Genomic DNA, 26,107 nt, shown 5'->3' with positions numbered 1-26,107 from the left:
TGCGGACGTCCGGCGTGAAAGCAGGAACGGTTCAACAGTTCGAGGGATACCGGCAGGTTTCGCTTCCGGTCGAACACGGCGTGTGCTGGATCACCGAGCCGGAAACTCACCGGAAAACCGGGGCGGAACGCCCGTACGCTGGAAGGCATGACCACGACGGGGGACGACCGCACCACGGCCATGACCGGGCCGTGGTGGTGGGAGAGGTGGCGCGGGGCCGCGCTGGATGTGGGGCTCGGCGCGCTGTCCGCGGCGGAGTGCGGGGCGGAGGGCGTGGCCTTCGCGGGCGACTCCGGGCTGCCCATGCCGGTGGGCATCGGTTTCGGCGCGCTCGCGGGCGCGTCACTGTTGCTCCGGCGGCGCTGGCCCGTCGCCGTCGTGCTGATATCGATCGCGATCACGCCCGCGCAGATGGGCGTGCTGCTCACGGTCGTCGGCCTCTACACCCTGGCCGCCTCCGAGCTGCCGCGCCGCATCACCGGGGCGCTTGCCGGGATGTCGATGGCGGGCACGCTGATCGTCGCGCTGGTGCGGGCCAATCAGGACGCGGCGGAGGGCAGCCCGTCGATCGGCAGTGAGTTCCTCCCGTTCTTCGCGGTCACCGCCGCGGTCGGGGTGACCGCGCCACCGGTGCTCCTCGGTCTCTACGTCGGCGCCCGGCGCCGTCTCGTGGAGGGGATGCGGGAGCGCGCGGACAGTCTGGAGCGGGAGCTTCAGCTGCTCGCCGAGCGTGCGGAGGAGCGGGCGGAGTGGGCGCGGAACGAGGAGCGGACGCGGATCGCCCGGGAGATGCACGACGTGGTGGCGCACCGGGTGAGTCTGATGGTGGTGCACGCGGCGGCTTTGCAGGCGGTGGCGCGGAAGGATCCGGAGAAGGCGGTCAGGAACGCCGCGCTCGTCGGTGACATGGGACGGCAGGCGCTGACGGAGCTGCGGGAGATGCTCGGGGTGCTGCGGTCGGGCGACGGGGTGAAGAAGGAGAGACCAGAGAGGCCCGAGAGGTTCGGGGGGTCCGGGACGCCCGGGGGGTCCGCGGAGCCGCTGCCGCTCGCCGCCGTGGGGTTCGCGGCCGCTGCGGCGGCGTCGCGTGCGGTGGACGAGGACGGTCCGTGCCTGGCGGAGCTGGACGAGTTGGTGGGGCAGTCCCGTGCGGCGGGCATGGCGGTGGATCTGTCGGTGGAGGGGGAGCCGGGCGACTGTTCGGCGGATGTGGAGCAGACCGCGTACCGGGTGGTGCAGGAGGCGCTGACGAACGTGCACAAGCACGCGGCGGGTGCGAAGACGTATGTGCGTCTGGCGTACCGGGGGGCGGAGATCGCGATGCAGGTGGAGAACGAGCCGCCGCCGGAGGCGGGTGGCGGCGCGGAGGACGCGCGGCTGCCCAGTGGCGGCAATGGGCTCGTGGGGATGAAGGAGCGGGTGACGGGGCTCGGCGGGGTGTTCGTGTCGGGGCCGACGGACGGCGGGGGTTTCCGGGTGTCGGCGGTGTTGCCCGCGGCGGCCGTGGCGATGGGCCAGGGCTAGGTGTATTGATCACGAGCGTTAACAACGCTCGTGATCAATACACCTAGGGCCTCCGGAGGGTTACGTTCCCGTGCTCGCCGAGAGACGGGTCGGCTGGGCGCCCGTGATGAGGGTGGCGAGTGCCTGGTCGATGTGGGCGCCGAGGAACCAGTCGCCGCTGTGGTCGAGGCTGTAGACGCGGCCTTCGGTGTCGATGGCCAGGAGTGCCTGGTTGTCGGGTTCCTCGCCGATGGGGCAGACCTCGGTGTCCAGGGCGCGGCCCAGGTCGCCGAGGGTGCGGGCCAGGTGCAGGCCGTACATGGGGTCGAGGTGGACGGTGGCGGGTGCTATCTGGCGGCCGGGGCCCTGCGGGGTGATGTGCAGGCCGCCGAACTCGGCCCAGGCTTCGACGGCCGCGGGGAAGACGGTGTGCCGGTGTCCGGCGGGCGAGGTGTGGCGGCGCAGGGCGTCGGCCCAGATCTCGGCCTGCTTTATGTCCCAGTGCCCGGGGCGCCAGCCGGCGGCGCGCAGGGCGGCGTCGACGGGTACGGGGAAGCGGGTGCTGCCGCCGGTGGTGGTGGCGGGGCGGTCGGGGTGCATCGGGTGGTGGCCCTCGTTCGGTCGTTCGGGCGGTCGTTGGGGCGGTCGCGGGGACGGGCGGTCCGGTCGAGGGTCAGTTCTCGGTGGTCGCGGGGTCCACGACGCGTACGCCGAAGTGGGCGGTCAGGGCGGTACAGGAGCGGCACGGCGGGGCGAAGCCGCCGTGCAGGGGGTCGCCGTCCTCGCGGATGCGGCGGGTGGTGAGTTTGGCGTGCTTGAGGGCTTTGCGGGCCTCGCCGTTGGTCATGGGTTTGCGCGCGGCGCGTTTGGAGCGGCTCGCGTCGGCCGCCGTGAGGTGGCGGGAGATGAGGATGGCCTCGGCGCAGCGGCCGGTGAAGCGTTCGCGCTGGCCGCTGGTGAGGGCGTCGAGGAAGTCCTGGACGAGCGGGTGGAGCGCGGGGGGTTCCTCGCCGCGGCCCGCGGTGCAGGTGAGTGTGGTCTGGCCGCGTACGGAGAGGGCGGCGGCGACGGTCGGCAGGATGCCGTCGCGGCGCTGGCGGAGGAAGGGCGCGTGGGCGGCGGTGGCGCTCCAGCCGACGCGTGGGTCCCGGTCTCCCGGCGTCGGGATGGTGGCCGGGCCGTGGCCGTGTGCGTGCCCCTCGCCGGTGGTGTCGTCGGTCGTGGTGGCCGCCGTCGTGGGCAGCGTGTGGCTGCCGGGCATGCCGCTGTGTGTGGTCTGCATGGTGCTCTTCCCTCCCCCTGCTCGCGGTCGTCACCGCGTGTGCCACGCCCCCGCGTTGCGGGGACAGCCTGCCAAATGGGGCGGGTGGTGCGGAAGCTGGGGCACTGCGACACGCCTGGCTTCGCGTCGGGTTTCGCCGCACGGTGACCGTGCGGTGGCTGGTGGTCATGGAATCGGAGGGCCGGTGACCGGTGCCGTGCTTGCGCATAGGCTGTGTCGGCATCGCTGAACGAGATGCGGAACGAGACGCACACGCGTGGACCGGTTCCGCGGATCGGTTCACACGAAAGAATTCAGAATCTTCCACAGTGCCGCAGGGGGCAACCGCCATGACGACAGGTCGGCTGGGGCAGCAGGCCGCGCCGCCGAACGCGGCGTACGCCGGGCAGGTCGTGCACTTCCCGGACCCGGTCCGTGCCGCGCGCCATCCCCGGGGGGTGCGCGTGGACGAGCACGGTTATCCGGACTTCTCCGCCTATGCGCGTGCCGCCGCGGAGATCGCCGAGCCGCCGGAGGGTTTCGGGGTCGACGAGCTGCGTCTGACGGACTACGTGTCGGCGAACGCGGCGCTGGCGGCGGTGGGTCACGAGCTGTGGGACACGATTCCCGCGGTGGCGACGCCGCACGGCTGGACGTGGCACCACGTGCGGGGCAGTCGCCGTCTTGAGCTGGTGCCCGTCGAGGTGAAGGCGTTGCTGCGGCACCACGGCGGGATCGCGACGACGCCGGTGGACCAGGACAAGCGGGGCACGCGTCCGCTGCAGGAGACGCGGCCCGCGCACTTCGGGCTGCCGAAGGCGGCGGTCGCGGTGACGGAGCAGCAGGTGCAGGGGGTGGAGGAGGACCTGGGCTACCGCCTGCCGGGTGCCTACCGCTCGTTCCTGAAGGCGGCGGGTGGTTGCGCGCCGGTCGGCGCCGCGCTCGACGCCGAGTTGGGGCTCCTGGTCGACCAGCCGTTCTTCACGGTGCGGGACGAGGCCGCGGTCAACGACCTGGTGTACGTGAACAAGTGTCTGCGCGACCACCTGACCAAGGACTACCTGGGGGTCGGTTTCGTGCAGGGTGGTCTGCTGGCCGTGAAGGTCAAGGGTGACCGGGTCGGTTCGGTGTGGTTCTGCGCGTACGACGATGTGCGGGATCAGGACGCGTGGCCGCCGGCCGAGCGGGTGCGGCGGCTGCTGCTGCCGTGCGGTGACGACTTCGACGCGTTCCTGTCCCGGCTCGCGGGCAATCCGCCGGAGCTGGAGACCGTGGCGAACCTGATGGTGGACGGCGGCTTCGCGCAGGCCGTTCCCGTGTCCTCGGGTGGGGAGTGACGTAGCGATGGTGACGTTCGCGCAGGCGCAGGATCGCGCCGAGGAGTGGATCAACGGCGACGTGCCGGCCTATCAGCACCGGGAGGTGCGGGTCCGGGAGTTCGACCTGGGGTTCGTCGCGTGGGCCGAGGACCGCGAGAACGGTCCGGTGTCGGACGGTGGCGGCCAGCGGCTGGTCATCGCGCGGGACAGCGGTGAGGCCTCGCTCTGGCCCGCGCTCGCCGTGGGTGAGGTGATCCGGCGGTACGAGGAGGAGTACGGCCTGCCGGACGCGGTGCCGCGGGACACGCCTCCGGCGCCGCCGGAGCGGGTCGACCTGAACCAGACGTCGTTCTTGCTGACGCCTCCGGAGTGGCTCCAGGAAGCGGCGGACAAGATGGGTATTCCGGACCGCCGTGCGGGCTCGGAGCCGGCGGCTCCGTCCGACGGGCCGGCCCCGGTGGATGCCGGGAGCCCGGCTCCGCGGGCCCCCGACGCGCCTGCCGCGCCTGCCGCGCCGGGTGGCGGTACGCCGTGGCCCATGGCCGCCGGGGCCGACGGTGACGAGAGCGATGACAGTGATGGCAGCGGGGACAGCGAGGGCAGCCCGTCCGGAGCCTCGCCGGGCGTGCCCGCAGGGGCGACCCCGTGGGCCGGTACGGACACCAACGCCGACGGGGGCGAGGACCATTCGGTGCCGCTGCCCGCGACGGTGTTCGCGCCGCCGCTGACCGGCCTTGACGAGGGCGACACCCCGCCGCCGGGCGCCGCGCCGGACGCCAAGACGGCGCTGATGCACGGGGGCAGCCAACTGCCGCGGACGGCGCTCGCCCCGGCGCTGGACACCCCGGCGCCGGGCACGCCCGCGGCTCCCGCGGCCTCCGCCGCGCCCGCCGGTCCGCCGCCGAACGCGCCGCAGCCGCCCGCGGGTTCGCCGACCCCGCCACCGATGCCTCCGCCGCAGGCCGCGCCGGATGCGGCGGGCGCCCCGGGTGCCCCGGGTGCACCGGGTGCTTCCGCGTACGGGTATCCGCAGGGGCCGGTCGCCGCGGGCGCTGACGCGGGTACGGGTACGGGTACGAGTGCGGATGCCGGTGCGAGTGCCGGGGACATCGCCGACGCCGCGACCAGCAAGGCCGAGGGGCTGCCGCCCCGGGGTTCGCGCGGGAGCGGGGGCGGTACGCCACCGCCTCCCGGACCGCCCGGCGCGCCCGCCGGTAGTACGCCGCCGCCCGGCGCGCCTGGTGCACCCGGTATGCCTGGTGCGCCCGCCGGTAGTACGCCTGGTACGCCGCCGCCTTCCGGGCCCGGCGCCCCCGGCACGCCCGCCGGTGGTTACGTTCCGACGCAGCTCGTCTCCTCGCTCGGCCCGGAGGGCCCCGCGGCACCGGCGGCTCCCGCGGCTCCGGACGCGTCGGGTGCGCCGCAGCCTCCCGGTGCTCCGCAGCCCCCCGGCCCGCCCGGTACGCCGCCGCCTCCGGGTGGTGGCGTGCACCACGCGGCGACGATGCTGGCCGACCCGAGCCTGGGCGGCCCCGGTGGAATCAGGCCACCGGGTGCGCCCGGTGCTCCCGGCGCACCCCAGCCCCCCGGCCCGCCCGGCGCCCCAGGTGCTCCGCTGCCCCCCGCCGCACCCGCCCCCGGCACCCCGCCCCCCGGCGGCGGCGTCCACCACGCCGCGACCATGCTGGCCGGCCCCGCGGTCGGCGGCCCGGGTGCGCCCGGCATGCCTCCGCCGCCCGCGCCGATGCAGCACGGCCCCGGTGCGCCCGGTGCGCCCGGCGCTCCCGGGATGCCCGGTGGTCAGCCGTACGGCTATCCGCAGCCGCCCCTCGGGCGGCCCACCGTCGGGCCCGGCTACCAGGCAGTGCTGCGCTTCCGTGCCGCCGACGGGTCCGAGCAGCAGCTCATCCGCCGCTCGGCGCCCGGTACCCCGCACCCGGAGTGGCAGATCCTGCACGAGCTGCGCGGCATGAACGTGCCGCCGCAGCAGGTGCTCGAACTCCACACGGAGCTTGAGTCCTGCGAGCTGCCGGGCGCGTACTGCGCCCGGATGATCCGGGAGACCTGGCCGCAGGCGCGGATCACGTCCATCGCGCCGTACGGCAGGGACCACGCGTCCCGGCAGCAGGGCATGCGGCAACTGCTCGCGCACCAGGGGGAGCTGCACCAGGTCGCGGACGGCCCCGCGAGGCCCGCGCCGGTGCGCGCCCCGGTGCAGCAGATGCCGCCCGCCCCGCCGATTCCGCCGGAGGGCGTCGCGCAGGAGCTGGCTGCGGCCTTCGGGCCCGGCATCTTCCGGTTCGATCAGCGGGCGGTGTCGCGGCAGGGCGTGCCGGACATCGTGGCGCACACCCTCGTGGTGGCGGGTCTGCCCGTCGATTTCGGGCCGTTCTTCTGGGCGCAGGCCCAGCCGGGACGGCCGGTGCCGACGCTGGCGGAGCTGGCGCAGGAGCGCGGTGTGCAGCCGGGGTCCGACGCGGGCTCGTACCTGGTGATGGGCAGCGACTTCGGCCGTGCGCTCTGCGTCCAGTACGGCACGGCGAACATCGTGGCCGTGCCGGTGGAGGCGGGTCCCGGCGGTGCGCCGGTGCCGCCGCAGTTCGTGAACACGGGGCTGCCGGAGTTCGCGCGCTGCATGGCGCTGCTCGGCCGCATGTGGCGGCTGCGCTTCGGGCTCAACCCGGAGCAGGCGGGCCGCTGGACGGTGGACTTCCAGAACCAGCTGGCCGCGCTCGACCCGGCGGCGCTCGCGTCGCCGGAGAGCTGGTGGTCGGTGCTTCTGGAGCAGATGTGGGACGGCCTGCTCTAGACCGCGTCCCGAGCGGCAGGTGACGGACGAGGCGCCCGACCCGGGGGAACGGGCCGGGCGCCTCGTCCGTGCCGGCCCGTACGGGGCGCGGGAGCCGATGAGTGTCGCCCCGATTCCGGCTTCCGGCCCCGATTGCCGCATCCTTGACCGGGTGGAGTGGGCGGAGTGTCGCGTTATGAGCGCTTCCGCTTGATCCATCAAGATGTGCGCCAATCGTGCTGTACGCGAGTGGTACGTCGGAGAGGGGATCCAAGGATGAGCAGCAGCGGTGCACCGTCGTCGCCGCACGGCTTCTTCACCGGGCGGGGGCGGGGCTACCGTCCCGCGCAGGTGGAGGCGTACGCCGCCGGTCTTTCCCAGGAGCGGGACGGGGCGTGGGAGCGTGCCGCCCGGCTGACCGTCCTGGCCAAGGAGATGGAGGCGGAGGCCGAGCGGCTGCGGGACGTGGTGGCCCGGCTCGCCCCCCAGACGTACGAGACGCTCAGCGCGCGGGCCCGGGAGATCCTGGCGGAGGTGGAGGCCGAGGCGGCCGCCGTGCGCGAGAGTGCCGGGGCCGATGCGCAGCGGCTGGCGGAGGAGGCCGAAGGGGCGGCGCGGGAGGCGCGGGACGCCGCGCGTGCCTACGCCGAGCAGGTCGGCGCGGACGCGGAGGAGTGGGCGCGGCAGCGGCTCCTCGCGGACCGGGCGACGGCCGATGAGGAGCGTGTCTCCGCGCGGCGGGACGTGAAGGCGTGGCGCGGCGATTCGCTGGCGGCGCTGCGTGAGATGCGGCAGCGGTGCGAGGGTCTGCTCGCCGACCAGCAGAAGGAGCAGGACGAGCGGTGGGAGGCGGCCGAGCGGGAGGCGGCGGAGCGTGAGGCCGCGTCGGACGCGCGGGTCGCGGAGCGGGTTGCCGCCGCCGAGGCCGGGCTCTCCGAGGCCAAGCGGATGTTCGCCGAGGCGGAGGAGGCCGCGCGGCACGGGCAGGAGGACGCGGAGGCGCGGGCCGCCGAACTGGTCGCGGAGGCCCGGGTGCGCGAGGAGCGGCTGGCGCGGGAGACGGAGCGGGTGCTGCGCGAGCACGGTGAGCGGTGGGACGAGGTGCGGGCGCACATGGACCACGTACGCAACAGTCTGGCCACGCTGACGGGCCGGGCGCCGGTGGAGGAGGCTCCCTGACGGCCCCGTCATGGCGCCCCGCCGGGTCAGTCCAGTGCGGGCAGTCGGGGCAGGACGCCCTCGGGGCCGCCCTCGTCGAGGATCGCGTGGAAAGCGGCCGTCATGGCGTCGACCCCTGCGGTGGGGACGACGACGAGGTCCGCGCACTGGAAGAAGGCGCCGCCCGCGCATTCGCCCGTCTGCTTCCAGCGGTCCATGACGGCGGCGATCTCGCGGAGCGTCATGAAGCAGGCGCTCCACCTCGTGCCGTCGGGCAGCCGGAGTTCGGCGTCGACGTTCTCGACGTCCTCGGCACGGTCGTCCGCTCCCAGCATGAAGAGGGCGGTGAACCGGTCGTCCGTGACGCGGTGGCAGGGCTCGCTTTCCATGGGCCCATCATCCGTGACGAGCCGCGGTGTCGGCACGGGTGGCAGACCGGTCAGTCGGCCTGTTGCGTGGGCGACAGCTGATCGTGGCGTGGTTCCGGTTGCTTGTCCTGGAGTACGGGGAAGCGTCGGGGTGCCAGGAGGAGCAGGACGCCCAGGGCCAGTACGGCGGCGCATCCCGCCCCCACGTACACGGAGTCGACCGCCGAGTCGACCGCCCGCCGCAGCCGTTCGGGGTCGGCCACCGCGCCGGGGTCCTCAAGGACGCGCGCCACCGAGTCGAGGGATCCTGAGCCGCCGAGCCGCGCGCTCAGTACGCCGTTTGCCACCGCGCCGAACAGGGCGGCGCCCAGGGTCTGGCCGATCTGGCGGCAGAACAGGACGGAGGCGGTGGCCGTGCCGCGTTCGGCCCAGCCGACGGTGGACTGGACGCCGACGATCAGGGGGAGCTGGAAGAGGCCGAGGGCGGCGCCGAGCAGCAGCATCAGCAGGGCGGGCTGCCAGGCGGTGCCGGGGTAGGGCAGCAGGGGGAAGGCGAAGAGGAGCGCCGCGGCCGCGGAGATGCCGGTGGCGGCGGTGTTGCGGAAGCCGATCCTGCGGTACACGTGCTGGCTGAGCGCCGCCGAGACCGGCCAGCTCAGCGTCATCACGGAGAGCACGAATCCGGCGGCGACCGGCGCGAGTCCGAGGACGGACTGGGCGTACGTGGGCAGGAAGACGGTGGGGGCGACCATGAGGAGGCCGAGCGCGCCGAGGGCGAGGTTGACGGCGGCGATGGTGCGCCTGCGCCAGACCCAGCCGGGGATGATCGGTTCCGCGGCCCGGCGTTCGATCAGGACGACGGCGGCGATCAGGGCGAGCCCGGCGGCGAACAGTGCGAGGGAGGGCGCCGACAGCCATTCCCAGGCGACGCCGCCCTGGACGAGCGCGGTCAGGAGCGTGCCGCCGCAGGCGAAGACGGCGAGCGCGCCGGGCCAGTCGATGCGGCCGCGCGGGACGGTCTCGCGCTCGGGTTCGTTCAGGTGGCGGACGATGAGCCAGAGCGCGAGGGCCCCGATGGGCAGGTTGATCAGGAAGATCCAGCGCCAGTCGGCGTACGCGACGATGAAGCCGCCGAGCGCGGGGCCCGCGATGGACGACGTGGCCCACACCGTCGACAACTTGGCCTGGATCCTGGGGCGTTCCTTCAAGGGGTACAGATCGGCGGCGAGGGTCTGCACGGTGCCCTGGACGGCGCCGCCGCCGAGTCCCTGGACGACGCGGAAGGCGATGAGCGACGCCATGTTCCAGGCGAGGGCGCAGAGCGTGGAGCCGAGCAGGAACAGGACGCAGCCCGTGATGAGGACGGGCTTGCGGCCGAAGGTGTCGGAGAGCTTGCCGTAGACGGGCAGGGTGACGGTGGCCGCGAGGAGGTAGCCGGAGAAGAGCCAGGAGAAGATCGAGAAGCCGCCGAGCGCGCCCACGATCTGCGGGACGGCGGTCGACACGATGGTGGAGTCGACGGCGGCCAGCGCCATGGCGAGCATGAGTGCGGCGACGACCGGGCCCCTGCCGCGCGGGTCACCCGCTGTCCCGCCCGGTATCGCGCCCGGGGCGTCCGCGGCGCCCGGAGCCGCTTCCTGCGTGCCCAACGGAACTTCCTTCCCCCTGCAACCAGTTGCTGTGGTCACCCTCTCACCCGGCCGGAGCGGAGGGCAGGGTGGAGAGCGGGGGTGGAGCCGACCCCGAGTCCCGCTCCACCGGCGGGTGGAGATCCCCTAGGGGTACCTCCGTACAACGGACCGGGGAGCGATCGTCCCACTGGAGGATGAGGCGGGCCGGATCGGTCCTTAGATTGGCTTTACGAGCCGGGCACGGGGCCGGCTCGGACAACCACACCATCGGGGGTGGGGTTTTCCCCCGGAGAAGAGTGTGCCGAGCACCAGCGCGCCGGACCTGGTCCGGACAGCAGACTGAGGCGCGACAGCGCACGCACCGCATCCACCCGCACCGCACCGCGGCGCGTCCACCCGCACCACACCGCGGCGCGGACACGCACACCGCACACACCTGACGCATCGCATGACCGACATAGGAGACTTACCGTGACAACGGCTGTGACAACACCCAGGCACGGGGGCACTGGAGGACGCACGGCCGTGGCAGCGCGGGCGCGCCAGGTCGTCAAGGCGTACGGCTCCGGCGAGACCCGCGTCGTCGCCCTGGACCACATCGACGTGGACATCGCCCGCGGCCAGTTCACCGCGATCATGGGCCCCTCGGGCTCCGGCAAGTCCACCCTGATGCACTGCCTCGCGGGGCTCGACACGGTCAGCGGCGGGCAGATCTTCCTCGACGAGACCGAGATCACCGGGCTGAAGGACAAGAAGCTCACGAAGCTGCGCCGGGACCGGATCGGCTTCATCTTCCAGGCGTTCAACCTCCTGCCGACCCTGAACGCCATCGAGAACATCACGCTGCCGATGGACATCGCGGGCCGCAAGCCCGACCGCGCCTGGCTCGACCAGGTCGTGGAGACCGTGGGCCTCGCGGGCCGCCTCAAGCACCGCCCGACCGAGCTCTCCGGCGGCCAGCAGCAGCGCGTCGCCGTGGCCCGCGCGCTCGCCTCCCGGCCCGAGATCATCTTCGGTGACGAGCCGACCGGAAACCTCGACTCCCGGGCCGGCGCCGAGGTCCTCGGCTTCCTGCACCGCTCGGTGGCCGAGCTCGGCCAGACCATCGTGATGGTCACGCACGACCCGGTCGCCGCCTCGTACGCGGACCGCGTCCTGTACCTCGCCGACGGCCGGATAGTCGACGAGATGCACCACCCGACCGCCGACCAGGTCCTCGACCGCATGAAGTCCTTCGACGCGCGCGGGCGGACGTCATGACCGTCCTCAAGACCTCGATGCGCAACTTCTTCGCGCACAAGGGCCGCATGGCGCTCTCCGCGGTCGCCGTCATCCTCTCGGTGGCGTTCGTGTGCGGCACGCTCGTCTTCTCCGACACCATGAGCACCACCTTCGACAAGCTCTTCGCGGCCACCTCCGCCGATGTGACGGTCACCCCCAAGTCCGCCGGGGACGCGGGCGACACGCCGCGCAGCGGCAAGCCCGAGTCGCTGCCCGCCTCGGTGGTGCAGCAGGTGAAGAAGGCCGGTGGCGTCAAGTCCGCCGAGGGCGCGGTCAGCAGCGAGAGCGTGACGGTCGTCAACGCCGAGAACAAGAACATGGGCCCCACCAGCGGCGGCCCGACCATCGCGGGCAACTGGACGCGCAACGACCTGCGTTCGATGGACATCACCTCGGGCCACGCCCCGCGCGGCCCGACCGAGATGATGGTCGACGCCGACACCGCCGACAAGCACGACCTCAAGATCGGCGACAAGCTGCGCACCGTCGCCGCGACCGGTGACCACACCGCGAGGATCTCCGGTATCACCACCTTCAAGGTGACCAACCCCGGCGCCGCCATCTTCTACTTCGACACCGCGACCTCGCAGCGCGAACTCCTCGGCGCCACAGGGCGGTTCACGCACGTCAACCTCACCGCGGACGCGGGCGTCAGCGACGCCCGGCTGAAGCGGAACGTGTCGAAGGTCCTGGGCAGGAGCGCGTACGACGTCAAGACGCAGAAGGAGACCGCGGACGACAACCGCGAGTCCGTCGGCAGCTTCCTCGACGTCATGAAGTACGCGATGCTCGGCTTCGCCGGTATCGCCTTCCTCGTCGGCATCTTCCTCATCATCAACACCTTCTCGATGCTGGTCGCCCAGCGCACCCGCGAGATCGGCCTGATGCGCGCCATCGGCTCCAGCCGCAAGCAGGTCAACCGCTCCGTGCTCGTCGAGGCGCTGCTGCTCGGCGTGTTCGGCTCGGTCCTCGGCGTCGGCGCGGGCGTCGGCCTCGCCATCGGCCTGATGAAGCTGATGGCCGGCATGGGCATGGAGCTGTCCACCGGCGACCTCACCGTCAACTGGACGACCCCCGTGGTCGGCATGGTCCTCGGCATCGTCGTCACCGTCCTCGCCGCCTACCTCCCGGCCCGCCGGGCGGGCAAGGTCTCCCCGATGGCCGCGCTGCGCGACGCCGGAACCCCGGCCGACGGCAGGGCGGGCGCGCTGCGCGCCGTCATCGGCCTGGTCCTCACCGGCGCCGGAGTCCTCGCCCTGTACGCCGCGTCGCAGGCCGACAAGGCGAGCGAGGGCTCGCTGTTCCTCGGCGGCGGTGTCGTGCTGACCCTCATCGGCTTCGTCGTCATCGGCCCCGTCCTCGCCTCCGGCGTGGTCCGCGTCATCAGCGTGCTGCTGCTGCGGATGTTCGGCCCCGTCGGACGGATGGCGGAGCGCAACGCGCTGCGCAACCCGCGCCGCACCGGCGCCACCGGCGCAGCCCTGATGATCGGCCTCGCGCTGGTCGCCTGCCTCTCCGTCGTCGGCTCCTCGATGGTCGCATCGGCCACCGACGAGCTCGACAAGTCGGTCGGTACGGACTTCATCGTGCAGCCCACCCAGCCGGGCATCTCGATCACCGACAAGGCCGCGCAGGCGATGGGCAAGGCCGAGCACATCGGCCACATCACCCGCCTGAAGGCGATCGACGCCGACATGACCACGCCCGACGGCAAGACCGTGGACGGCGTCGGCCTGAGCGCCGCCGACCCCACCTACGCCAAGGACCTGCGCCGCGAGACGCTCTCCGGCGACCTGTCCGCCGCGTACGGCAAGGACGCCATGTCGGTCGGCGACGAGTTCGCGAAGAAGCACCACCTGAAGGTCGGCGACGAGCTGAAGATCGCCTTCGAGCACGGCAGGACGGCCGAGCTGAAGCTGGCCGCCATCACCAAGGACGACGGCACCCTCGACAACGGCGCGATGTACCTGAACATCACGACGCTCCAGAAGTACGTCCCGGCCGACCGCATCCCGCAGAACGACATGATGTTCGCGACGGCCGACAAGGGTCACCAGGACGCCGCGTACGCCTCCCTGAAGGACTCCCTGAAGAAGTACCCGCAGTACAAGGTGATGGACCAGACCGACTTCAAGCAGACCCTGAAGGACCAGGTCGGACAGCTCCTGAACATGGTCTACGGCCTGCTCGGCCTCGCCATCATCGTCGCGATCCTCGGCGTGGTGAACACCCTGGCGCTCTCCGTGGTCGAGCGCACCCGGGAGATCGGCCTGATGCGGGCCGTCGGCCTCTCGCGCCGCCAGCTGCGCCGCATGATCCGCATGGAGTCGGTGGTCATCGCCCTCTTCGGCGCGCTGCTCGGCCTGGGCCTGGGGATGGGCTGGGGGGCGACGGCACAGAAGCTGCTCGCCCTGGAGGGCCTGAAGGTCCTGGAGATCCCGTGGCCGACGATCATCGCGGTCTTCATCGGGTCGGCGTTCGTGGGCCTGTTCGCGGCGCTGGTCCCGGCGTTCCGGGCCGGCCGGATGAACGTCCTCAACGCCATCGCCACCGAATAGCCACCGCCACGGGGGTGCGGGGGACAGGCCCCGGCGGGTGCGCGAAGCGCCCGCCGGGGCCGGCCGCGGTCCGGGCCCCGTCGGTCGTCGTCACGCCCTGCGCAACAACACGTACCCATAGGCGGTGTCGTCCAGGGCGTAACGGGTGCCCGGGTGCAGCTTGTTCGCGTACCCGACCGGGTCCTTCGTCCAGCCGTCCCGCACGTCGAGCGCGACATAGTCGGGGACGACGGGGCGGGCAGCACCCGTCCAGAAGACCCGGGTCCGGGAGGTCAGCCTGCTGATCGGCCCGATGTTCGCCTCGACGGTGGCGCCGTCCGGGACGCGGTCGAGCATCCGCTCCACTGCGCTGACCTGCTTGCTCTTCTCATACGTCGCCGACTCGGTGAGGCCCGCGAGGGGCAGCGACGTGGTGAGGGCGAGCGCCGCGGCGGCGACGCAGGCAGGGAGCCGGTCCGCGTACCGGCGCAGCCACGGCTTTCCGCTGCGGCGCGCCGTGTGGGCGGCGTCGACGAGGGCGAGCAGGACGACGGGCATCAGGACGGCGCTGTAGTGCCAGTCGGTGCCCCAGTAGTGGTCGTCGGCGGAGACGAAGCGCCAGCCGAGGGTGGGGAGCGCGACCAGGAGCAGCGGCGAGCGCAGGGCGAGCAGACCGGTGGTGGGCAGGAGCAGCCAGAGCAGGGTGCGCAGCTTGGTGCCGAAGCCGTCGAACACGCCGGTGGCGCCGCCCGCGTCGCCGACCTTGTCCCAGTAGTCGTACGCGCCGACCGAGTTGAAGGCGGGAATGATCGTGGTCAGGGTGACGAGGGTGGCGACGGCGCCGAAGGCGGCGACACCGAGGGCGTAGGGCACGGTCTTCGGCTCGGTGCGGCGGCACCGGATCGCCACGACCGCGGCGATGGCCGCGAGGGTCACCCCCAGGTCCTCCTTGACGAGGACGAGGGGCAGCGCCCAGAGCAGGGCCGCCCGCCGGCGTCGCAGCAGCAGCGCCTCCAGGGAGAAGGCGATCAGCGGCACCGCGAAGCAGATCTCGTGGAAGTCGAAGTCGACGGCGCGCTGGATCCCCCACGACAGTCCGTACGCGACCCCGACGGCGAGCCCCTGCGCCCGCCCCAGGAGCCGGTTCGCGGCGCGGGTGACCGGCACGACGGAGACGGCGATGAGCAGCGCCTGCGCGACGAGCAGCGTCACCGGCGAGGGGAAGACCCGGTAGAAGGGCGCGAGGATGGCGGTGACGGGGCTGAAGTGATCGCCGAGGATGTTCGCCCCCGGCCCCTTGAGATCGGCCACCGGAGCCCGCAGATGCGCGTACGCGCGCACGGCCTGCTCGAAGATCCCGAGGTCCCAGGAACGGTTCTCCAGCCGCCGGTACCGGTTGACGGACACGAGCGCGTACGCGACGAACAGCCCGGCGGCGAGCAGCAGGGGCGCACGCTCCCAAAGCCGCCGCCCGACGGTACGAAGAGCGGAGGCGGGACCGGTGACGGAGGATCCGGCCCGACCTCGCCCGGGTATGAGCGCGTCGGTCTGTGCTCCGGGCATGGGCTGGCTTTCTGGTGAGAGGGACGAGAGGGAGGGGCCGGGCGCTTCCAGGCCCTGGGGCGGGCATTTCAGCCCCTCCGGCGTTTGAGGAGCGGGGTCCGGGGCGGAGCCCCGTGGGGCGGCGGCACGCACGGAGAACTCAGCCCCCCGAAACCGTCGCCGAAGGCGCGGACGTGGAAGGCGACGTCGACGGCGAGGAGCTCGGCGTGGGAGGCGACGACGACCGCCCCGCGGACGCCCCCGGCGAGGACACGGAGGTCGTCGGCCGCACCGGCCCCGCAGGACCCACCGACTCACCCTCCTGGCCCAACTGCGACGCGACCGCCGCCGCCCCGCCGGAGACCAGGCACACCGCGACCGCCGCGCCCGCCGCGTACATCCGCCGCCTGCGCCGCACACCGCGCGCGGCGACCTGCCCGGCAGGCACCGGTGAGGCGGACCGGCCCCCCGATTCCGCGGCCCGCTTCAGCGCGACGGCGAGGCCGTCGTCGGCGGGGGACTGGGACTCAGTCACGGTGCTCCTCCGAGGTGGGCGCGTCGTCGAGATGCGGCGCGAGTGCCGCCCTGGCACGGGACAGGTGGGACTTCACGGTCCCGGCGGAGATCCCGGTCTCCGCGGCGACCTCCCGCACGGACAGGTCGCACACGTAGTGCAGGACGGCCACCCGGCGCTGCCGCTCGGACAGCCGGCGCAGCGCGGAGACCAGGGCGACGGTCCCGGGGTCGGGCTCGGGCGCGGCGCCCGCGCGCTCCCCGTGATGCCGCCGCCACGCCTCCGCGGCCCGCCCGCGCCGCCGCCACCGGCTGACGGCGAGCCGCCAGGCGACGGTCCTGATCCACGCCTCGGGCCCGGCGTCCCGCTCCAGGCGGGAGCGGCGGGCCCAGGCGCGCACGAAGGCCTCCTGGACGACGTCCTGCGCCTCGTGGAGGTCGCCCGTCATCAGATACACCTGCCCGACCAGCGATCTCACGGAGTGCGCGTAGAACGCCTCGAACTCCTCGTCGGTCAAGGGGGCTCCGGGTTGGTGGTCGTGAAGGCAAGGTCGGGGCTTCTCGAAGGCAGTACGCCTGGCACACCCGTCCGGTTTACACGACGGCGCGAGAAAATTGGGACGGACGGTTTTTGGACATTGTGCGGGAGGCCGCGCGTGAGCCCGCCCGCCGGGCCCACGGGGCGCCCCGGCCGCGCCGGTCACCCCGGAGTCGTACGCTGGAGACCCCCGGCCCGTGCGACGTGCCGGGCGGTTCGCGTTGCCCACCCACCCCGGTCAGCCCCACCACTCCGGTCATCCCCAATCCACCCCGGTCATCCCCACCTCTCCGGTTATCTGGACGGAAAGCCTTCAATGAGCCTGCACGGTCTGCTCGACGCCGTCGTCAAGGACTCGGCACTCGCCGAAGCGGCCAAGGCCGCGACCGACGGCCACCGCATGCACGTCGACCTGGTCGGCCCGCCCGCGGCCCGGCCCTTCGCGGTGGCCGCCCTCGCCCGCGAGTCCGGCCGCACCGTCCTCGCCGTGACGGCCACCGGCCGGGAGGCCGAGGACCTGGCCGCCGCGCTGCGCACGATCCTGCCGCCGGACGGCATCGCGGAGTACCCCTCGTGGGAGACGCTGCCGCACGAGCGCCTCTCGCCCCGCTCCGACACGGTCGGCCGCCGCCTCGCGGTGCTGCGCCGCCTCGCGCACCCGCGTCCGGACGACCCGGAGACCGGCCCGGTCTCGGTGATCGTCGCGCCGGTCCGCTCGGTGCTCCAGCCGCAGGTCAAGGGGTTGGGAGACCTGGAGCCCGTGGCGCTGCGGTCCGGGGAGACCGCTGACCTGAACGAGATCGTCGAGGCGCTGGCTGCAGCGGCGTACTCCCGGGTCGAGCTGGTCGAGAAGCGCGGCGAGTTCGCCGTACGCGGCGGGATCCTCGACGTCTTCCCGCCGACCGAGGAACACCCGCTGCGCGTGGAGTTCTGGGGCGACGACGTCGAGGAGATCCGGTACTTCAAGGTCGCCGACCAGCGCTCGCTCGAAGTCGCCGAGCACGGCCTGTGGGCGCCGCCCTGCCGTGAGCTGCTGCTCACCGACGAGGTGCGCGAGAGGGCCGCGGCCCTCGCCGGACTCCACCCGGAGCTGGGCGAGCTGCTCGGGAAGATCGCCGAGGGCATCGCGGTCGAGGGCATGGAGTCCCTCGCGCCGGTCCTCGTGGACGACATGGAGCTGCTGCTCGACGTCATGCCCGAGGGTTCCATGGCGGTGGTCTGCGATCCGGAGCGGGTGCGGACGCGCGCGGCCGACCTGGTGGCGACCTCGCAGGAGTTCCTCCAGGCCAGCTGGGCGGCGACGGCGGGCGGCGGGGAGGCCCCGATCGACGTGGGCGCGGCGTCCCTGTGGGGCATCGCGGACGTCAGGGAGCACGCGGCACGCCTCGGGATGATGTGGTGGTCGGTGAGCCCCTTCGCCGCCGACGAGGAGCTGTCGAAGGACACGCTGAAGCTGGGGATGCACGCCCCGGAGACGTACCGCGGCGACACGGCGAAGGCCCTCGCCGACACCAAGGGCTGGCTCGCCGACGGCTGGCGCACCGTCTACGTCACCGAGGGCCACGGCCCCGCAGCCCGCACCGTGGAGGTCCTCGGCAGTGAGGGCATCGCGGCCCGCCTCGACGGTGACCTCGGCGAGCTGACGCCGTCCCTCGTGCACGTCTCCTGCGGCTCGATCGACTACGGCTTCATCGACCCGGCGCTCAAGCTGGCCGTGCTCACCGAGACCGACCTGTCGGGCCAGAAGGCGGCGGGCAAGGACGGCCAGCGCATGCCGGCCCGCCGCCGCAAGACGATCGACCCGCTGACCCTGGAGTCCGGCGACTACATCGTCCACGAGCAGCACGGCGTCGGCCGCTACATCGAGATGGTGCAGCGCACGGTGCAGGGCGCGACGCGCGAGTACCTCGTCGTGGAGTACGCGCCCGCCAAGCGCGGCCAGCCCGGCGACCGCCTCTACATCCCCACCGACCAGCTGGAGCAGATCACCAAGTACGTGGGCGGTGAGGCCCCCACGCTGCACCGGCTCGGCGGCGCCGACTGGACGAAGACGAAGGCGCGCGCGAAGAAGGCGGTCAAGGAGATCGCCGCCGACCTCATCAAGCTCTACTCGGCCCGCATGGCGGCGCCAGGACACGCCTTCGCGCCGGACACCCCCTGGCAGCGCGAGCTGGAGGACGCCTTCCCGTACGTGGAGACGCCCGACCAGCTCACCACGATCGCCGAGGTCAAGGAGGACATGGAGAAGACGGTCCCGATGGACCGCCTGATCTGCGGCGACGTCGGCTACGGCAAGACGGAGATCGCCGTCCGCGCGGCGTTCAAGGCGGTGCAGGACGGCAAGCAGGTCGCGGTCCTTGTCCCCACGACCCTCCTCGTCCAGCAGCACTTCGGCACGTTCTCCGAGCGGTACTCGCAGTTCCCGGTCAGCGTGAAGGCGCTCAGCCGCTTCCAGACGGAGACGGAGTCCAAGGCGACGCTCGAAGGCCTGCGCGAGGGCTCCGTGGACATCGTCATCGGCACGCACCGCCTCTTCTCCTCCGAGACCAGGTTCAAGGACCTCGGCCTGGTCATCGTCGACGAGGAGCAGCGCTTCGGCGTCGAGCACAAGGAGCAGCTGAAGAAGCTCCGCGCCAACGTCGACGTCCTGACGATGTCCGCCACGCCCATCCCCCGTACGCTCGAAATGGCGGTCACCGGCATCCGCGAGATGTCGACGATCACCACGCCGCCCGAGGAGCGCCACCCGGTCCTGACCTTCGTCGGCCCGTACGAGGAGAAGCAGATCGGCGCGGCCGTCCGCCGCGAACTCCTGCGCGAGGGCCAGGTCTTCTACATCCACAACCGAGTCGAGTCCATCGACCGCGCGGCGGCCAGGCTCCGGGACATCGTCCCCGAGGCCCGCATCGCCACCGCCCACGGCCAGATGTCGGAGCAGGCCCTCGAACAGGTCGTCGTGGACTTCTGGGAGAAGAAGTTCGACGTGCTCGTCTCGACGACGATCGTCGAGTCGGGCATCGACATCTCCAACGCCAACACGCTGATCGTGGAGCGCGGCGACAACTTCGGCCTCTCCCAGCTCCACCAGCTGCGCGGCCGGGTGGGCCGAGGCCGCGAGCGAGGTTACGCGTACTTCCTGTACCCCCCCGAGAAGCCCCTGACAGAGACCGCCCACGAGCGCCTCGCCACCATCGCCCAGCACACGGAGATGGGCGCGGGCATGTACGTGGCGATGAAGGACCTGGAGATCCGCGGCGCGGGCAACCTCCTCGGCGGCGAGCAGTCGGGGCACATCGCGGGCGTCGGATTCGACCTCTACGTCCGCATGGTCGGCGAGGCGGTCGCCGACTACCGCGCGTCCCTTGAGGGTGGCGTGGAGGAGGAGCCGCCGCTGGAGGTCAAGATCGAGCTTCCGGTCGACGCCCACGTCCCGCACGACTACGCCCCCGGCGAGCGCCTGCGCCTCCAGGCCTACCGCGCCATCGCCTCCGCCAACACGGAGGAGGACATCAAGGCGGTACGCGAGGAACTCACCGACCGCTACGGCAAGCTGCCGGAGCCGGTGGAGAACCTCCTCCTGGTCGCGGGCCTGCGCATGCTCGCCCGCGCCTGCGAGGTCGGCGAGATCGTCCTCCAGGGCAACAACATCCGCTTCGCCCCGGTGGAACTGCGCGAATCGCAGGAGCTCAGGCTGAAGCGGCTCTACCCGGGAACGGTCATCAAGGCGACGGCACACCAGATCCTGGTCCCGCGCCCGAAAACCGCGAAGGTGGGCGGCAAGCCGCTGGTCGGCCGCGAACTGCTCGGCTGGGTCGGGGAGTTCCTGACGTCGATCCTGGGGTCGTAGGGGTCGTAGGGGTCGTAGGGGTCGTAGGGGTCCGGGGTCGGCAAGGCCCTGTGGCCGGGACGTTACCGTTGGCCGCGAGAGTATGCCCAGGGGAGGGGAGAGCACCGTGACGCTCAAGGTCGTCGGTCTGCGCCGGTTTCCGGTGAAGTCGTTGCTCGGCGAGGAGCACGAGCGGCTCGACTTCGGCCCACGCGGCGCCGTCGGCGACCGGCGGTGGGCCCTGCGCCACGCCGACGGCAAGCTGAGCAGCGGAAAGAACAACGCGCGCTTCCGCCGTACGCCCGGCCTGCTGGAGCACTACGCCACGTACGGCGAGGACGGCGAGGACGGCCTGCCCGTGATCACCGCGCCGGACGGCGCCACGCTGCGCCCCGGCGATCCGCGGATACCCGAGCGCTTCGGCGCCGGTGTCGAACTGGTCGAGGAGGGCGCGGAGAGTCACAAGGACGCCTCCGCCGTCTCCATCGTGGGCACCGCCTCGCTCCGCGCCCTCGGCGACCTGCTCGGCGACGCCGACCCCGTCGACGTACGGCGGCTGCGCAAGAACATCGTCGTGGAGACCGACGAACCCTGGATCGAGGAGGACTGGATCGGCCGGGAGATCGTCCTCGGAGGCGGCGGCAGCCGGGGGACGGCGGCCCTGACGCTGCGGGGCCTCAAGCGCGTCAAACGCTGCGTCATGGTCACCCAGGCTCAGCCCGGCCTCCCCGTGGACAACCGCGTCCTCAAGACCCTCACCGCCGCCCGCGGCATGTGCATCGGAATCCACACGGACCTGGTGACGCCCGCGCCGCTCGCCCTCGGAGACACGGTGGTGATCCGATGAACCGCCTGAACCGCCTGAACCGCCTGAACCGCCTGAACCGGCGCACCGCATCGGCCCTGATCGCGCTGCTCGCCGTCCCGGCCCTGCTCACCGGCTGCGAGAGCGGCGACGACAAGGCACAGGGAGGAGCCCCGGGGGCCGACGCCAAGGCGGGCTCCGCGCTCGCCGCCGTCGACACGCTCACCGTCAAGGGGCGCGCGCCGAAGACCGGTTACGAGCGGTCCAGGTTCGGCACGGCCTGGGCGGACACCGACTCCAACCGCTGCCCGACCCGGGACGACATCCTCAAGCGCGACCTGAAGGACGTCAGGTACCAAGGCGGCGCGTGCCGGGTGGCGTCGGGGAAGCTCGCGCCCGACCCGTACACCGGCAGGGACGTAACGTTCCGGCGCGGTCGCAGCCAGGTCGACATCGACCACCTCGTGGCCCTCTCGGACGCCTGGCAGAAGGGCGCCTTCCAGTGGGCCCCGGCCAAGCGCATCGCCTTCGCCAACGACCCGCTCAACCTCCTCGCCGTCGACGCGGCGACCAACCGCGGCAAGAGCGACGGCGACACCGCGACCTGGCTGCCGCCGAACAAGGCGTACCGCTGCGTCTATGTCGCCGGACAGGTAGCGGTGAAGAAGAAGTACGGGGTGTGGGTAACGGCCGCGGAACGGACCGCCATGAAGAAGGTCCTGTCCACCTGCCCCACCCAAAACCTCCCCACAGGCCCAGCCCCAACAACCGCCCCAAGCCGCTTCCACGCCCACTAGCCGACACCCCCGAGGGGCCCGAAGGGCCCTCAAGGGGCGCGAGGAACCGCGCGCCCAGCCACACCAAATCCGCAGAAAACAACGACTGGACGCCCCCAAAAGGGGCGCGAGGAACTGCGCGCCCAGCCACAACGAGCCCGCAGAAGACAAGAAGCCCGATGCCCCCGCAAGGGGCGCGGGGAACTGCGCGCCCAGCCACAACGGCGCCGCAGCAAACACACGACGAACACCCCCCGAAGGGGCCCGCGAGGAACTGCGCGACCAGCCCAAACGGCCCCGCAGAAATCAAATTCCGCCCACCCCGCGGAACGCGTACCGTGCTGAACATGCCCCTGAAGATCACCCCCCTCTCCGAGCGCCCCGACCTCAAGGAGCCGCTCTGGGCCATGCCCCAGGACTGGCCGCCGTTCATCCAGCACGACCCCGTCGGCTGGTCGCTGATCGGCCGGATCACCGCGGACTTCCCGGAGTACGTCCTGGTCGCCACCGACGACGAGGGCAAGGTCGTGGCCCGCGGCTTCAGCGTCCCGCTCGCCTTGCGCGCCCGCACCGGCGGCGAACTGCCCGACGGCGGCTGGGACCAGGTGCTGCTGTGGGCCTTCTCCGACCTGCGGCACGGCAAGGAGGCGGACACGGTCAGCGCCATCGAGATCACCGTCGACCCCGCCGAGCAGGGCAAGGGGATATCGGGCCGGATGCTCGCCGCGATGCGGGACAACGCCCGCGCCCGCGGCTTCGGCGAGGTCGTCGCGCCCGTACGCCCCAACGCCAAGCACCGCGAACCGGCCGCGCTGATCGACGAGTACGCGTACCGCACCCGCGAGGACGGCCTCCCCCGCGACCCGTGGCTGCGGGTGCACGTGCGGGCGGGCGGCGTCATCGACAAGATCGCGCACGCCTCCATGACGGTGTCGGGATCGACCGCGCAGTGGCGCGAGTGGACCGGGCTGCCCTTCGACGAGGAGGGCCCGGTCGAGGTGCCGGGCGCACTGGTGCCGGTCCACTGCGACCCGGCGCGCGGCTACGCCGTGTACGTCGAGCCGAACGTCTGGATACGGCACGCCTGCTGAGGGGACGGCGGGACTCCTGCGCCACGAAAGTGACGGAAGGGTTCACTCCCGTGGCGGCGGCGACCGGGGGCGGCGGTGACCAGGTGACCAGTACGGCAACGGTTCGGTACAACCCGGGACCGGTACCCGGCGCGGGCCTATACGCTCGAATCCGCATTCGTCCGTCTTGAGGTACCAGGAGCAGCCATGCACGGCCCCGGCTATGCGTCACCGCACCAGCCGCCGCCCCCTCCCGGCGGCTCCGGCGGCACACGGGTGACGTGGCGCGTGGTGTTCGTGGCGCTCGCGGTGATGACGTGCGGGATGCTCGGCTGGGCGCCGATGCTGCGGCTCGCGTTCGTGACGCGCAAGGCGCATGACTGGCTGCTCTTCACCGTCGTGACGGCGCTCGACATCACGGCCCTGGTGCTGATCGGCATGGACCCGGGCGAGGAGGAGTTCCAGGAGCCGGGCAGCGCGGGCATGATCGTCCTGCTGTGCACGATGACGGCCGCCGTCGCCTACTACCTCTTCGCGGACATCCGCCACTTCGGCCGCCTCTCCGCGGACCGGCAACCGCGGTTCACCGGCTGCATACCGCCGCAACCCCAGGCACACGCCCAGGCCCACGCCCAGCTCCAGACCCGGCCGGAGCACGGTTACGGCTACCCGCAGCAGCCCACCCCGCCCCCGCCGCCGCCCGCGCGTCCCGCCCCCGCCCGCATCAACCAGGTCCGCGCCGAACTCGACGAGCTCAGCGACTACCTGCGCAAGCAGGAAGGCGGCAGCTGACCGTGTCACCGGGTACGCCGCCGGGGACGGCGGCGGGCCGCGTCGTCGCCGGGCGCTACGAACTCTCCACGCTCATCGGCCAGGGCGGCATGGGCCAGGTCTGGACGGCGTACGACCAGCGCCTGGACCGCCGCGTCGCCGTGAAGCTGCTCCGCCCCGACCGCGTCGCGGGCGCCGAGGCCGAGGAACTGCGCCGCCGCTTCGCGCGCGAGTGCCGCGTCACCGCGCAGGTCGACCACCCCGGCCTGGTCACCGTGTACGACGCGGGCAGCGAGGGCGACGACCTCTACCTCGTCATGCAGTACGTCGACGGCGCGGACCTCGGCGACCACCTCGCCGGACACGCCCCCTACCCGTGGCAGTGGGCCGTCGCCGTCGCCGCCCAACTCTGCGCCGTGCTCTGCGCGGTGCACGCCGTGCCCATCGTCCACCGCGACCTCAAGCCGCGGAACGTCATGGTCAAGCAGGACGGCACCCTCACCGTCCTGGACCTCGGCATCGCCTCGGTCATGGACACCGACACCACCCGCCTCACCCACACCGGCTCGCCCATCGGCAGCCCCGCCTACATGGCCCCCGAGCAGGCCATGGGCGGCGCGGTCGGCCCGTACACCGACCTGTACGCACTCGGCGTACTCCTGCACGAACTGCTCAGCGGCGACGTGCCGTTCTCCGGATCCACCGCGCTCGGCGTGCTCCATCGCCACCTCTACGAGCCGCCGCTGCCGGTCCGCCGGCTGCGCCCCGAGGTGCCACAGGCCCTGGAGGCCCTCGTCCTGCGGCTGCTCGCCAAGGACCCGGAGCACCGCCACTCCAGCGCCCAGGAGGTGTACGAGGAGCTGGTGCCGCTGCTGCCCGCCCGCGGCGTCCCCTCGGGCCGCCCGCTCGACCCCACCCGCCCCTTCCTCCGCCCGCACGCACCGTGGCCGGACCGCGCGGCGACGCCCGCGCCCGCCCCCGGCATGCCGCCGCGCCCGCCGGACGCGCCGCCGCGCCAGGACCTCGCCCAGGCCGTCGAGGACGTCAAGCGGCTCCTCGGCGAGGGCCGCATCACGCAGGCCGTCGACATCCTCGGCGCGATCCTCCCGGACGCCGCCGCCCGGCACGGCGAGCACTCACCCGTCGTCCGCACCCTGCGCAAGCAGTACGCCGCCACGCTCATGGACGACGGCCAGTACCGCCGCGCCCTGCCCGAGCTGCGGCGCCTGGCCGACGAGCGGACCGCCGAGTCCGGCCGTGCCGACCCGCAGGCGCTCCAGTTCCGCCACGACGCCGCGCACTGCCTGGAGCAGCTCGGCGAACCGGTGGCGGCCCTCGCCGAGTACCGCGCCCTGCTCCCCTACTACGAGAACCAGTACGCGACCGAGGACCGCCGCCACTCCCTGGAGATCCGCCGCCGCATCGGCCACCTGCTCCTCGCCCTCGGCGACCGGGCCGCCGCGCACGACACCCTGAACCGGCTGCTGTACGACGCAGAGATGCTGCAAGGACCCGGGCACCCGTTCCCCGCGGAGATCCGGCGCACGCTGCAGTGGCTCGGACAGGTGCGCGGGTAAGCCCCTCCAGTGCGGCGGAGGGTGCCCCAACTCCCGGGAAATCGTTGGTCGAATAGATGTCGAATGGCTGGCCGGGACGACGGCCACTGCCTAACATCGATCACCGCAAGACTTTGTGCACCGCCGCACAATCTCTCCCTGGGAGGCCCTCCTTGCACCGCCGTCGTCGCACAGCGCTCGTCCTCTCCGCCGCCGCGATCGCCGCGGCCCCCCTCCTGACCGCCTGCGGCAGCGACGCGCACCCAGGCGCCGCCGCCGTCGTCGGCGGGGACCGCATCACGGTCGCGCAGCTGGAGGGCCGGGTGAACGAGGTGCGCGCGGCGCAGCGTGCCGCCGTCCCCGACGACGCGCAGTACTCGCAGGCCATCGCCAAGTCCGGCGGCCTCACCCGCAGCACGCTGCACACCATGGTCCTGGACAAGGTCCTGCACCGCGCGGCCACCGACGCCGGGGTGAGCGTCACGCGCCGCGACATCCAGACGATGCGGGCCGGGCTCGAACAGCAGGCCGGTGGCCGCAAGGCCCTGGAGCGCGGCTGGCTGCAGCAGTACAGCGTCGCCCCGGACCACCTGGAGGACAGTCTGCGCACGGAGATCGAGGCGCAGAAGCTCGCACGGAAGCTGGGCGCGGACATGAACTCGCCCCAGGGCCAGGCGGTCTTCTGGAAGGCACTCTCCAGCGCCTCCAAGAAGCTCGACATCGACCTGAACCCGCGCTACGGCACGTGGGACGTCGACAAGAACAAGCGCGGGGACACGAAGACGCCCTGGCTGCGCGAGGTCACCGACGCGGGGACGGCGCAGGGCGGGCGAGCGTAGCAGGCGGTGGGGGAGCGGGGGCCGG

General features: G+C 72.7%; 20 protein-coding genes. 13 read left to right on the top strand and 7 right to left on the bottom strand.

The window, feature by feature from the left end; all coding sequences use genetic code 11:
* Positions 1–147: 147 nt before the first annotated feature.
* On the top strand, positions 148–1,524 hold the full coding sequence (locus ACFVYR_RS26690) for a sensor histidine kinase (RefSeq protein WP_384255448.1): 1,377 nt from the start codon (positions 148–150) through the stop codon (positions 1,522–1,524).
* Between the two features lie 60 nt (positions 1,525–1,584).
* On the opposite strand, the gene ACFVYR_RS26685 is transcribed toward ACFVYR_RS26690, so the two are convergent.
* Both ACFVYR_RS26685 and ACFVYR_RS26680 read right to left on the bottom strand, forming a co-directional pair.
* On the bottom strand, positions 1,585–2,103 hold the full coding sequence (locus tag ACFVYR_RS26685) for an SUKH-3 domain-containing protein (RefSeq protein WP_384255450.1): 519 nt from the start codon (positions 2,101–2,103) through the stop codon (positions 1,585–1,587).
* Positions 2,104–2,176: 73 nt separating this feature from the next.
* Positions 2,177–2,785: a YwqJ-related putative deaminase gene (locus ACFVYR_RS26680; RefSeq protein WP_384255452.1), complete on the bottom strand. Its 609-nt coding sequence runs from the start codon at positions 2,783–2,785 to the stop codon at positions 2,177–2,179.
* Positions 2,786–3,114: 329 nt separating this feature from the next.
* Between ACFVYR_RS26680 and ACFVYR_RS26675 the strand changes: the two genes are divergently transcribed.
* From ACFVYR_RS26675 to ACFVYR_RS26665, 3 genes are all read left to right on the top strand, one after another.
* The gene (locus ACFVYR_RS26675) at positions 3,115–4,101 is read left to right on the top strand and encodes an SMI1/KNR4 family protein (RefSeq protein WP_384255454.1); all 987 of its coding nucleotides are present in this window, start codon (positions 3,115–3,117) and stop codon (positions 4,099–4,101) included.
* 7 nt (positions 4,102–4,108) lie between these two features.
* Positions 4,109–6,892: an SUKH-4 family immunity protein gene (locus ACFVYR_RS26670; RefSeq protein WP_389612826.1), complete on the top strand. Its 2,784-nt coding sequence runs from the start codon at positions 4,109–4,111 to the stop codon at positions 6,890–6,892.
* A gap of 255 nt (positions 6,893–7,147) precedes the next feature.
* Positions 7,148–8,050 carry a cellulose-binding protein gene (locus ACFVYR_RS26665; protein WP_384255458.1) on the top strand — a complete coding sequence of 301 codons (903 nt, stop codon included), beginning with the start codon at positions 7,148–7,150 and terminating at the stop codon, positions 8,048–8,050.
* A 26-nt stretch (positions 8,051–8,076) separates the two neighbouring features.
* On the opposite strand, the gene ACFVYR_RS26660 is transcribed toward ACFVYR_RS26665, so the two are convergent.
* Together ACFVYR_RS26660 and ACFVYR_RS26655 are read right to left on the bottom strand one after the other, a co-directional pair.
* Positions 8,077–8,418, bottom strand: coding sequence for a hypothetical protein (locus ACFVYR_RS26660; protein ID WP_384255461.1), 342 nt, complete (start codon positions 8,416–8,418; stop codon positions 8,077–8,079).
* Positions 8,419–8,468: 50 nt separating this feature from the next.
* A complete protein-coding gene (locus ACFVYR_RS26655) occupies positions 8,469–9,998 on the bottom strand; it encodes an MFS transporter (protein ID WP_384255635.1) in 1,530 nt (509 codons plus the stop codon).
* Between the two features lie 501 nt (positions 9,999–10,499).
* Between ACFVYR_RS26655 and ACFVYR_RS26650 the strand changes: the two genes are divergently transcribed.
* The gene (locus ACFVYR_RS26650) at positions 10,500–11,288 is read left to right on the top strand and encodes an ABC transporter ATP-binding protein (RefSeq protein ID WP_384255463.1); all 789 of its coding nucleotides are present in this window, start codon (positions 10,500–10,502) and stop codon (positions 11,286–11,288) included.
* Positions 11,285–13,867 (top strand): ABC transporter permease, encoded by a 2,583-nt coding sequence (locus ACFVYR_RS26645; protein WP_384255465.1) that lies wholly within the window; start codon positions 11,285–11,287, stop codon positions 13,865–13,867. Before ACFVYR_RS26650 ends, ACFVYR_RS26645 begins: the two co-directional genes overlap by 4 nt.
* 90 nt (positions 13,868–13,957) lie before the next feature.
* Here the strand turns inward: ACFVYR_RS26645 and ACFVYR_RS26640 are convergent, their stop codons facing one another.
* The 3 genes from ACFVYR_RS26640 to ACFVYR_RS26630 form a co-directional block, all read right to left on the bottom strand.
* Positions 13,958–15,409 (bottom strand): DUF2079 domain-containing protein, encoded by a 1,452-nt coding sequence (locus tag ACFVYR_RS26640; RefSeq protein WP_384255468.1) that lies wholly within the window; start codon positions 15,407–15,409, stop codon positions 13,958–13,960.
* A 139-nt stretch (positions 15,410–15,548) separates the two neighbouring features.
* Positions 15,549–15,923 carry a hypothetical protein gene (locus ACFVYR_RS26635; protein WP_384255470.1) on the bottom strand — a complete coding sequence of 125 codons (375 nt, stop codon included), beginning with the start codon at positions 15,921–15,923 and terminating at the stop codon, positions 15,549–15,551.
* Complete coding sequence (locus ACFVYR_RS26630; protein ID WP_384255472.1) at positions 15,916–16,419, bottom strand: SigE family RNA polymerase sigma factor; 504 nt, start codon at positions 16,417–16,419, stop codon at positions 15,916–15,918. The genes ACFVYR_RS26635 and ACFVYR_RS26630 overlap by 8 nt, the downstream gene beginning before the upstream one ends.
* Positions 16,420–16,755: 336 nt before the next feature.
* On the opposite strand from ACFVYR_RS26630, the gene mfd reads away from it, so the two are divergent.
* The 7 genes from mfd (at position 16,756) to ACFVYR_RS26595 (ending at position 26,082) form a co-directional block, all read left to right on the top strand.
* Positions 16,756–20,286, top strand: a complete 3,531-nt coding sequence (gene mfd, locus ACFVYR_RS26625; RefSeq protein ID WP_384255475.1) for a transcription-repair coupling factor — start codon at positions 16,756–16,758, stop codon at positions 20,284–20,286.
* 106 nt (positions 20,287–20,392) lie between these two features.
* Positions 20,393–21,112 carry an MOSC domain-containing protein gene (locus ACFVYR_RS26620; protein ID WP_384255477.1) on the top strand — a complete coding sequence of 240 codons (720 nt, stop codon included), beginning with the start codon at positions 20,393–20,395 and terminating at the stop codon, positions 21,110–21,112.
* Positions 21,109–21,867, top strand: coding sequence for an HNH endonuclease family protein (locus tag ACFVYR_RS26615; protein WP_384255480.1), 759 nt, complete (start codon positions 21,109–21,111; stop codon positions 21,865–21,867). Before ACFVYR_RS26620 ends, ACFVYR_RS26615 begins: the two co-directional genes overlap by 4 nt.
* Before the next feature lie 326 nt (positions 21,868–22,193).
* Positions 22,194–22,937: an N-acetyltransferase gene (locus ACFVYR_RS26610; RefSeq protein ID WP_384255482.1), complete on the top strand. Its 744-nt coding sequence runs from the start codon at positions 22,194–22,196 to the stop codon at positions 22,935–22,937.
* Between the two features lie 186 nt (positions 22,938–23,123).
* A complete protein-coding gene (locus ACFVYR_RS26605; protein ID WP_384255485.1) occupies positions 23,124–23,708 on the top strand; it encodes a hypothetical protein in 585 nt (194 codons plus the stop codon).
* A gap of 2 nt (positions 23,709–23,710) precedes the next feature.
* Positions 23,711–25,264, top strand: coding sequence for a protein kinase (locus ACFVYR_RS26600; protein ID WP_384255487.1), 1,554 nt, complete (start codon positions 23,711–23,713; stop codon positions 25,262–25,264).
* 152 nt (positions 25,265–25,416) lie between these two features.
* Entirely contained in the window at positions 25,417–26,082 is a 666-nt protein-coding gene (locus ACFVYR_RS26595) for a SurA N-terminal domain-containing protein (RefSeq protein ID WP_384255490.1), read from the top strand.
* Positions 26,083–26,107 lie beyond the last annotated feature (25 nt).

Source organism: Streptomyces sp. NPDC058284 (genome assembly GCF_042881135.1).
Classification (GTDB): domain Bacteria; phylum Actinomycetota; class Actinomycetes; order Streptomycetales; family Streptomycetaceae; genus Streptomyces.
The sequence above is the reverse complement of the archived record's forward strand: the minus strand, read 5'-3'. Positions and strand labels throughout refer to the sequence as shown.

Bases quoted from the DNA above. Each gene is read 5' to 3' on its own strand.
- ACFVYR_RS26690 (WP_384255448.1), top strand. From the start codon at position 148: ATGACCACGACGGGGGACGACCGCACCACGGCCATGACCGGGCCGTGG.
- ACFVYR_RS26685 (WP_384255450.1), bottom strand. From the start codon at position 2,103: ATGCACCCCGACCGCCCCGCCACCACCACCGGCGGCAGCACCCGCTTC.
- ACFVYR_RS26680 (WP_384255452.1), bottom strand. From the start codon at position 2,785: ATGCAGACCACACACAGCGGCATGCCCGGCAGCCACACGCTGCCCACG.
- ACFVYR_RS26675 (WP_384255454.1), top strand. From the start codon at position 3,115: ATGACGACAGGTCGGCTGGGGCAGCAGGCCGCGCCGCCGAACGCGGCG.
- ACFVYR_RS26670 (WP_389612826.1), top strand. From the start codon at position 4,109: ATGGTGACGTTCGCGCAGGCGCAGGATCGCGCCGAGGAGTGGATCAAC.
- ACFVYR_RS26665 (WP_384255458.1), top strand. From the start codon at position 7,148: ATGAGCAGCAGCGGTGCACCGTCGTCGCCGCACGGCTTCTTCACCGGG.
- ACFVYR_RS26660 (WP_384255461.1), bottom strand. From the start codon at position 8,418: ATGGAAAGCGAGCCCTGCCACCGCGTCACGGACGACCGGTTCACCGCC.
- ACFVYR_RS26645 (WP_384255465.1), top strand. From the start codon at position 11,285: ATGACCGTCCTCAAGACCTCGATGCGCAACTTCTTCGCGCACAAGGGC.
- ACFVYR_RS26640 (WP_384255468.1), bottom strand. From the start codon at position 15,409: ATGCCCGGAGCACAGACCGACGCGCTCATACCCGGGCGAGGTCGGGCC.
- mfd (WP_384255475.1), top strand. From the start codon at position 16,756: ATGAGCCTGCACGGTCTGCTCGACGCCGTCGTCAAGGACTCGGCACTC.
- ACFVYR_RS26615 (WP_384255480.1), top strand. From the start codon at position 21,109: ATGAACCGCCTGAACCGCCTGAACCGCCTGAACCGCCTGAACCGGCGC.
- ACFVYR_RS26610 (WP_384255482.1), top strand. From the start codon at position 22,194: ATGCCCCTGAAGATCACCCCCCTCTCCGAGCGCCCCGACCTCAAGGAG.
- ACFVYR_RS26605 (WP_384255485.1), top strand. From the start codon at position 23,124: ATGCACGGCCCCGGCTATGCGTCACCGCACCAGCCGCCGCCCCCTCCC.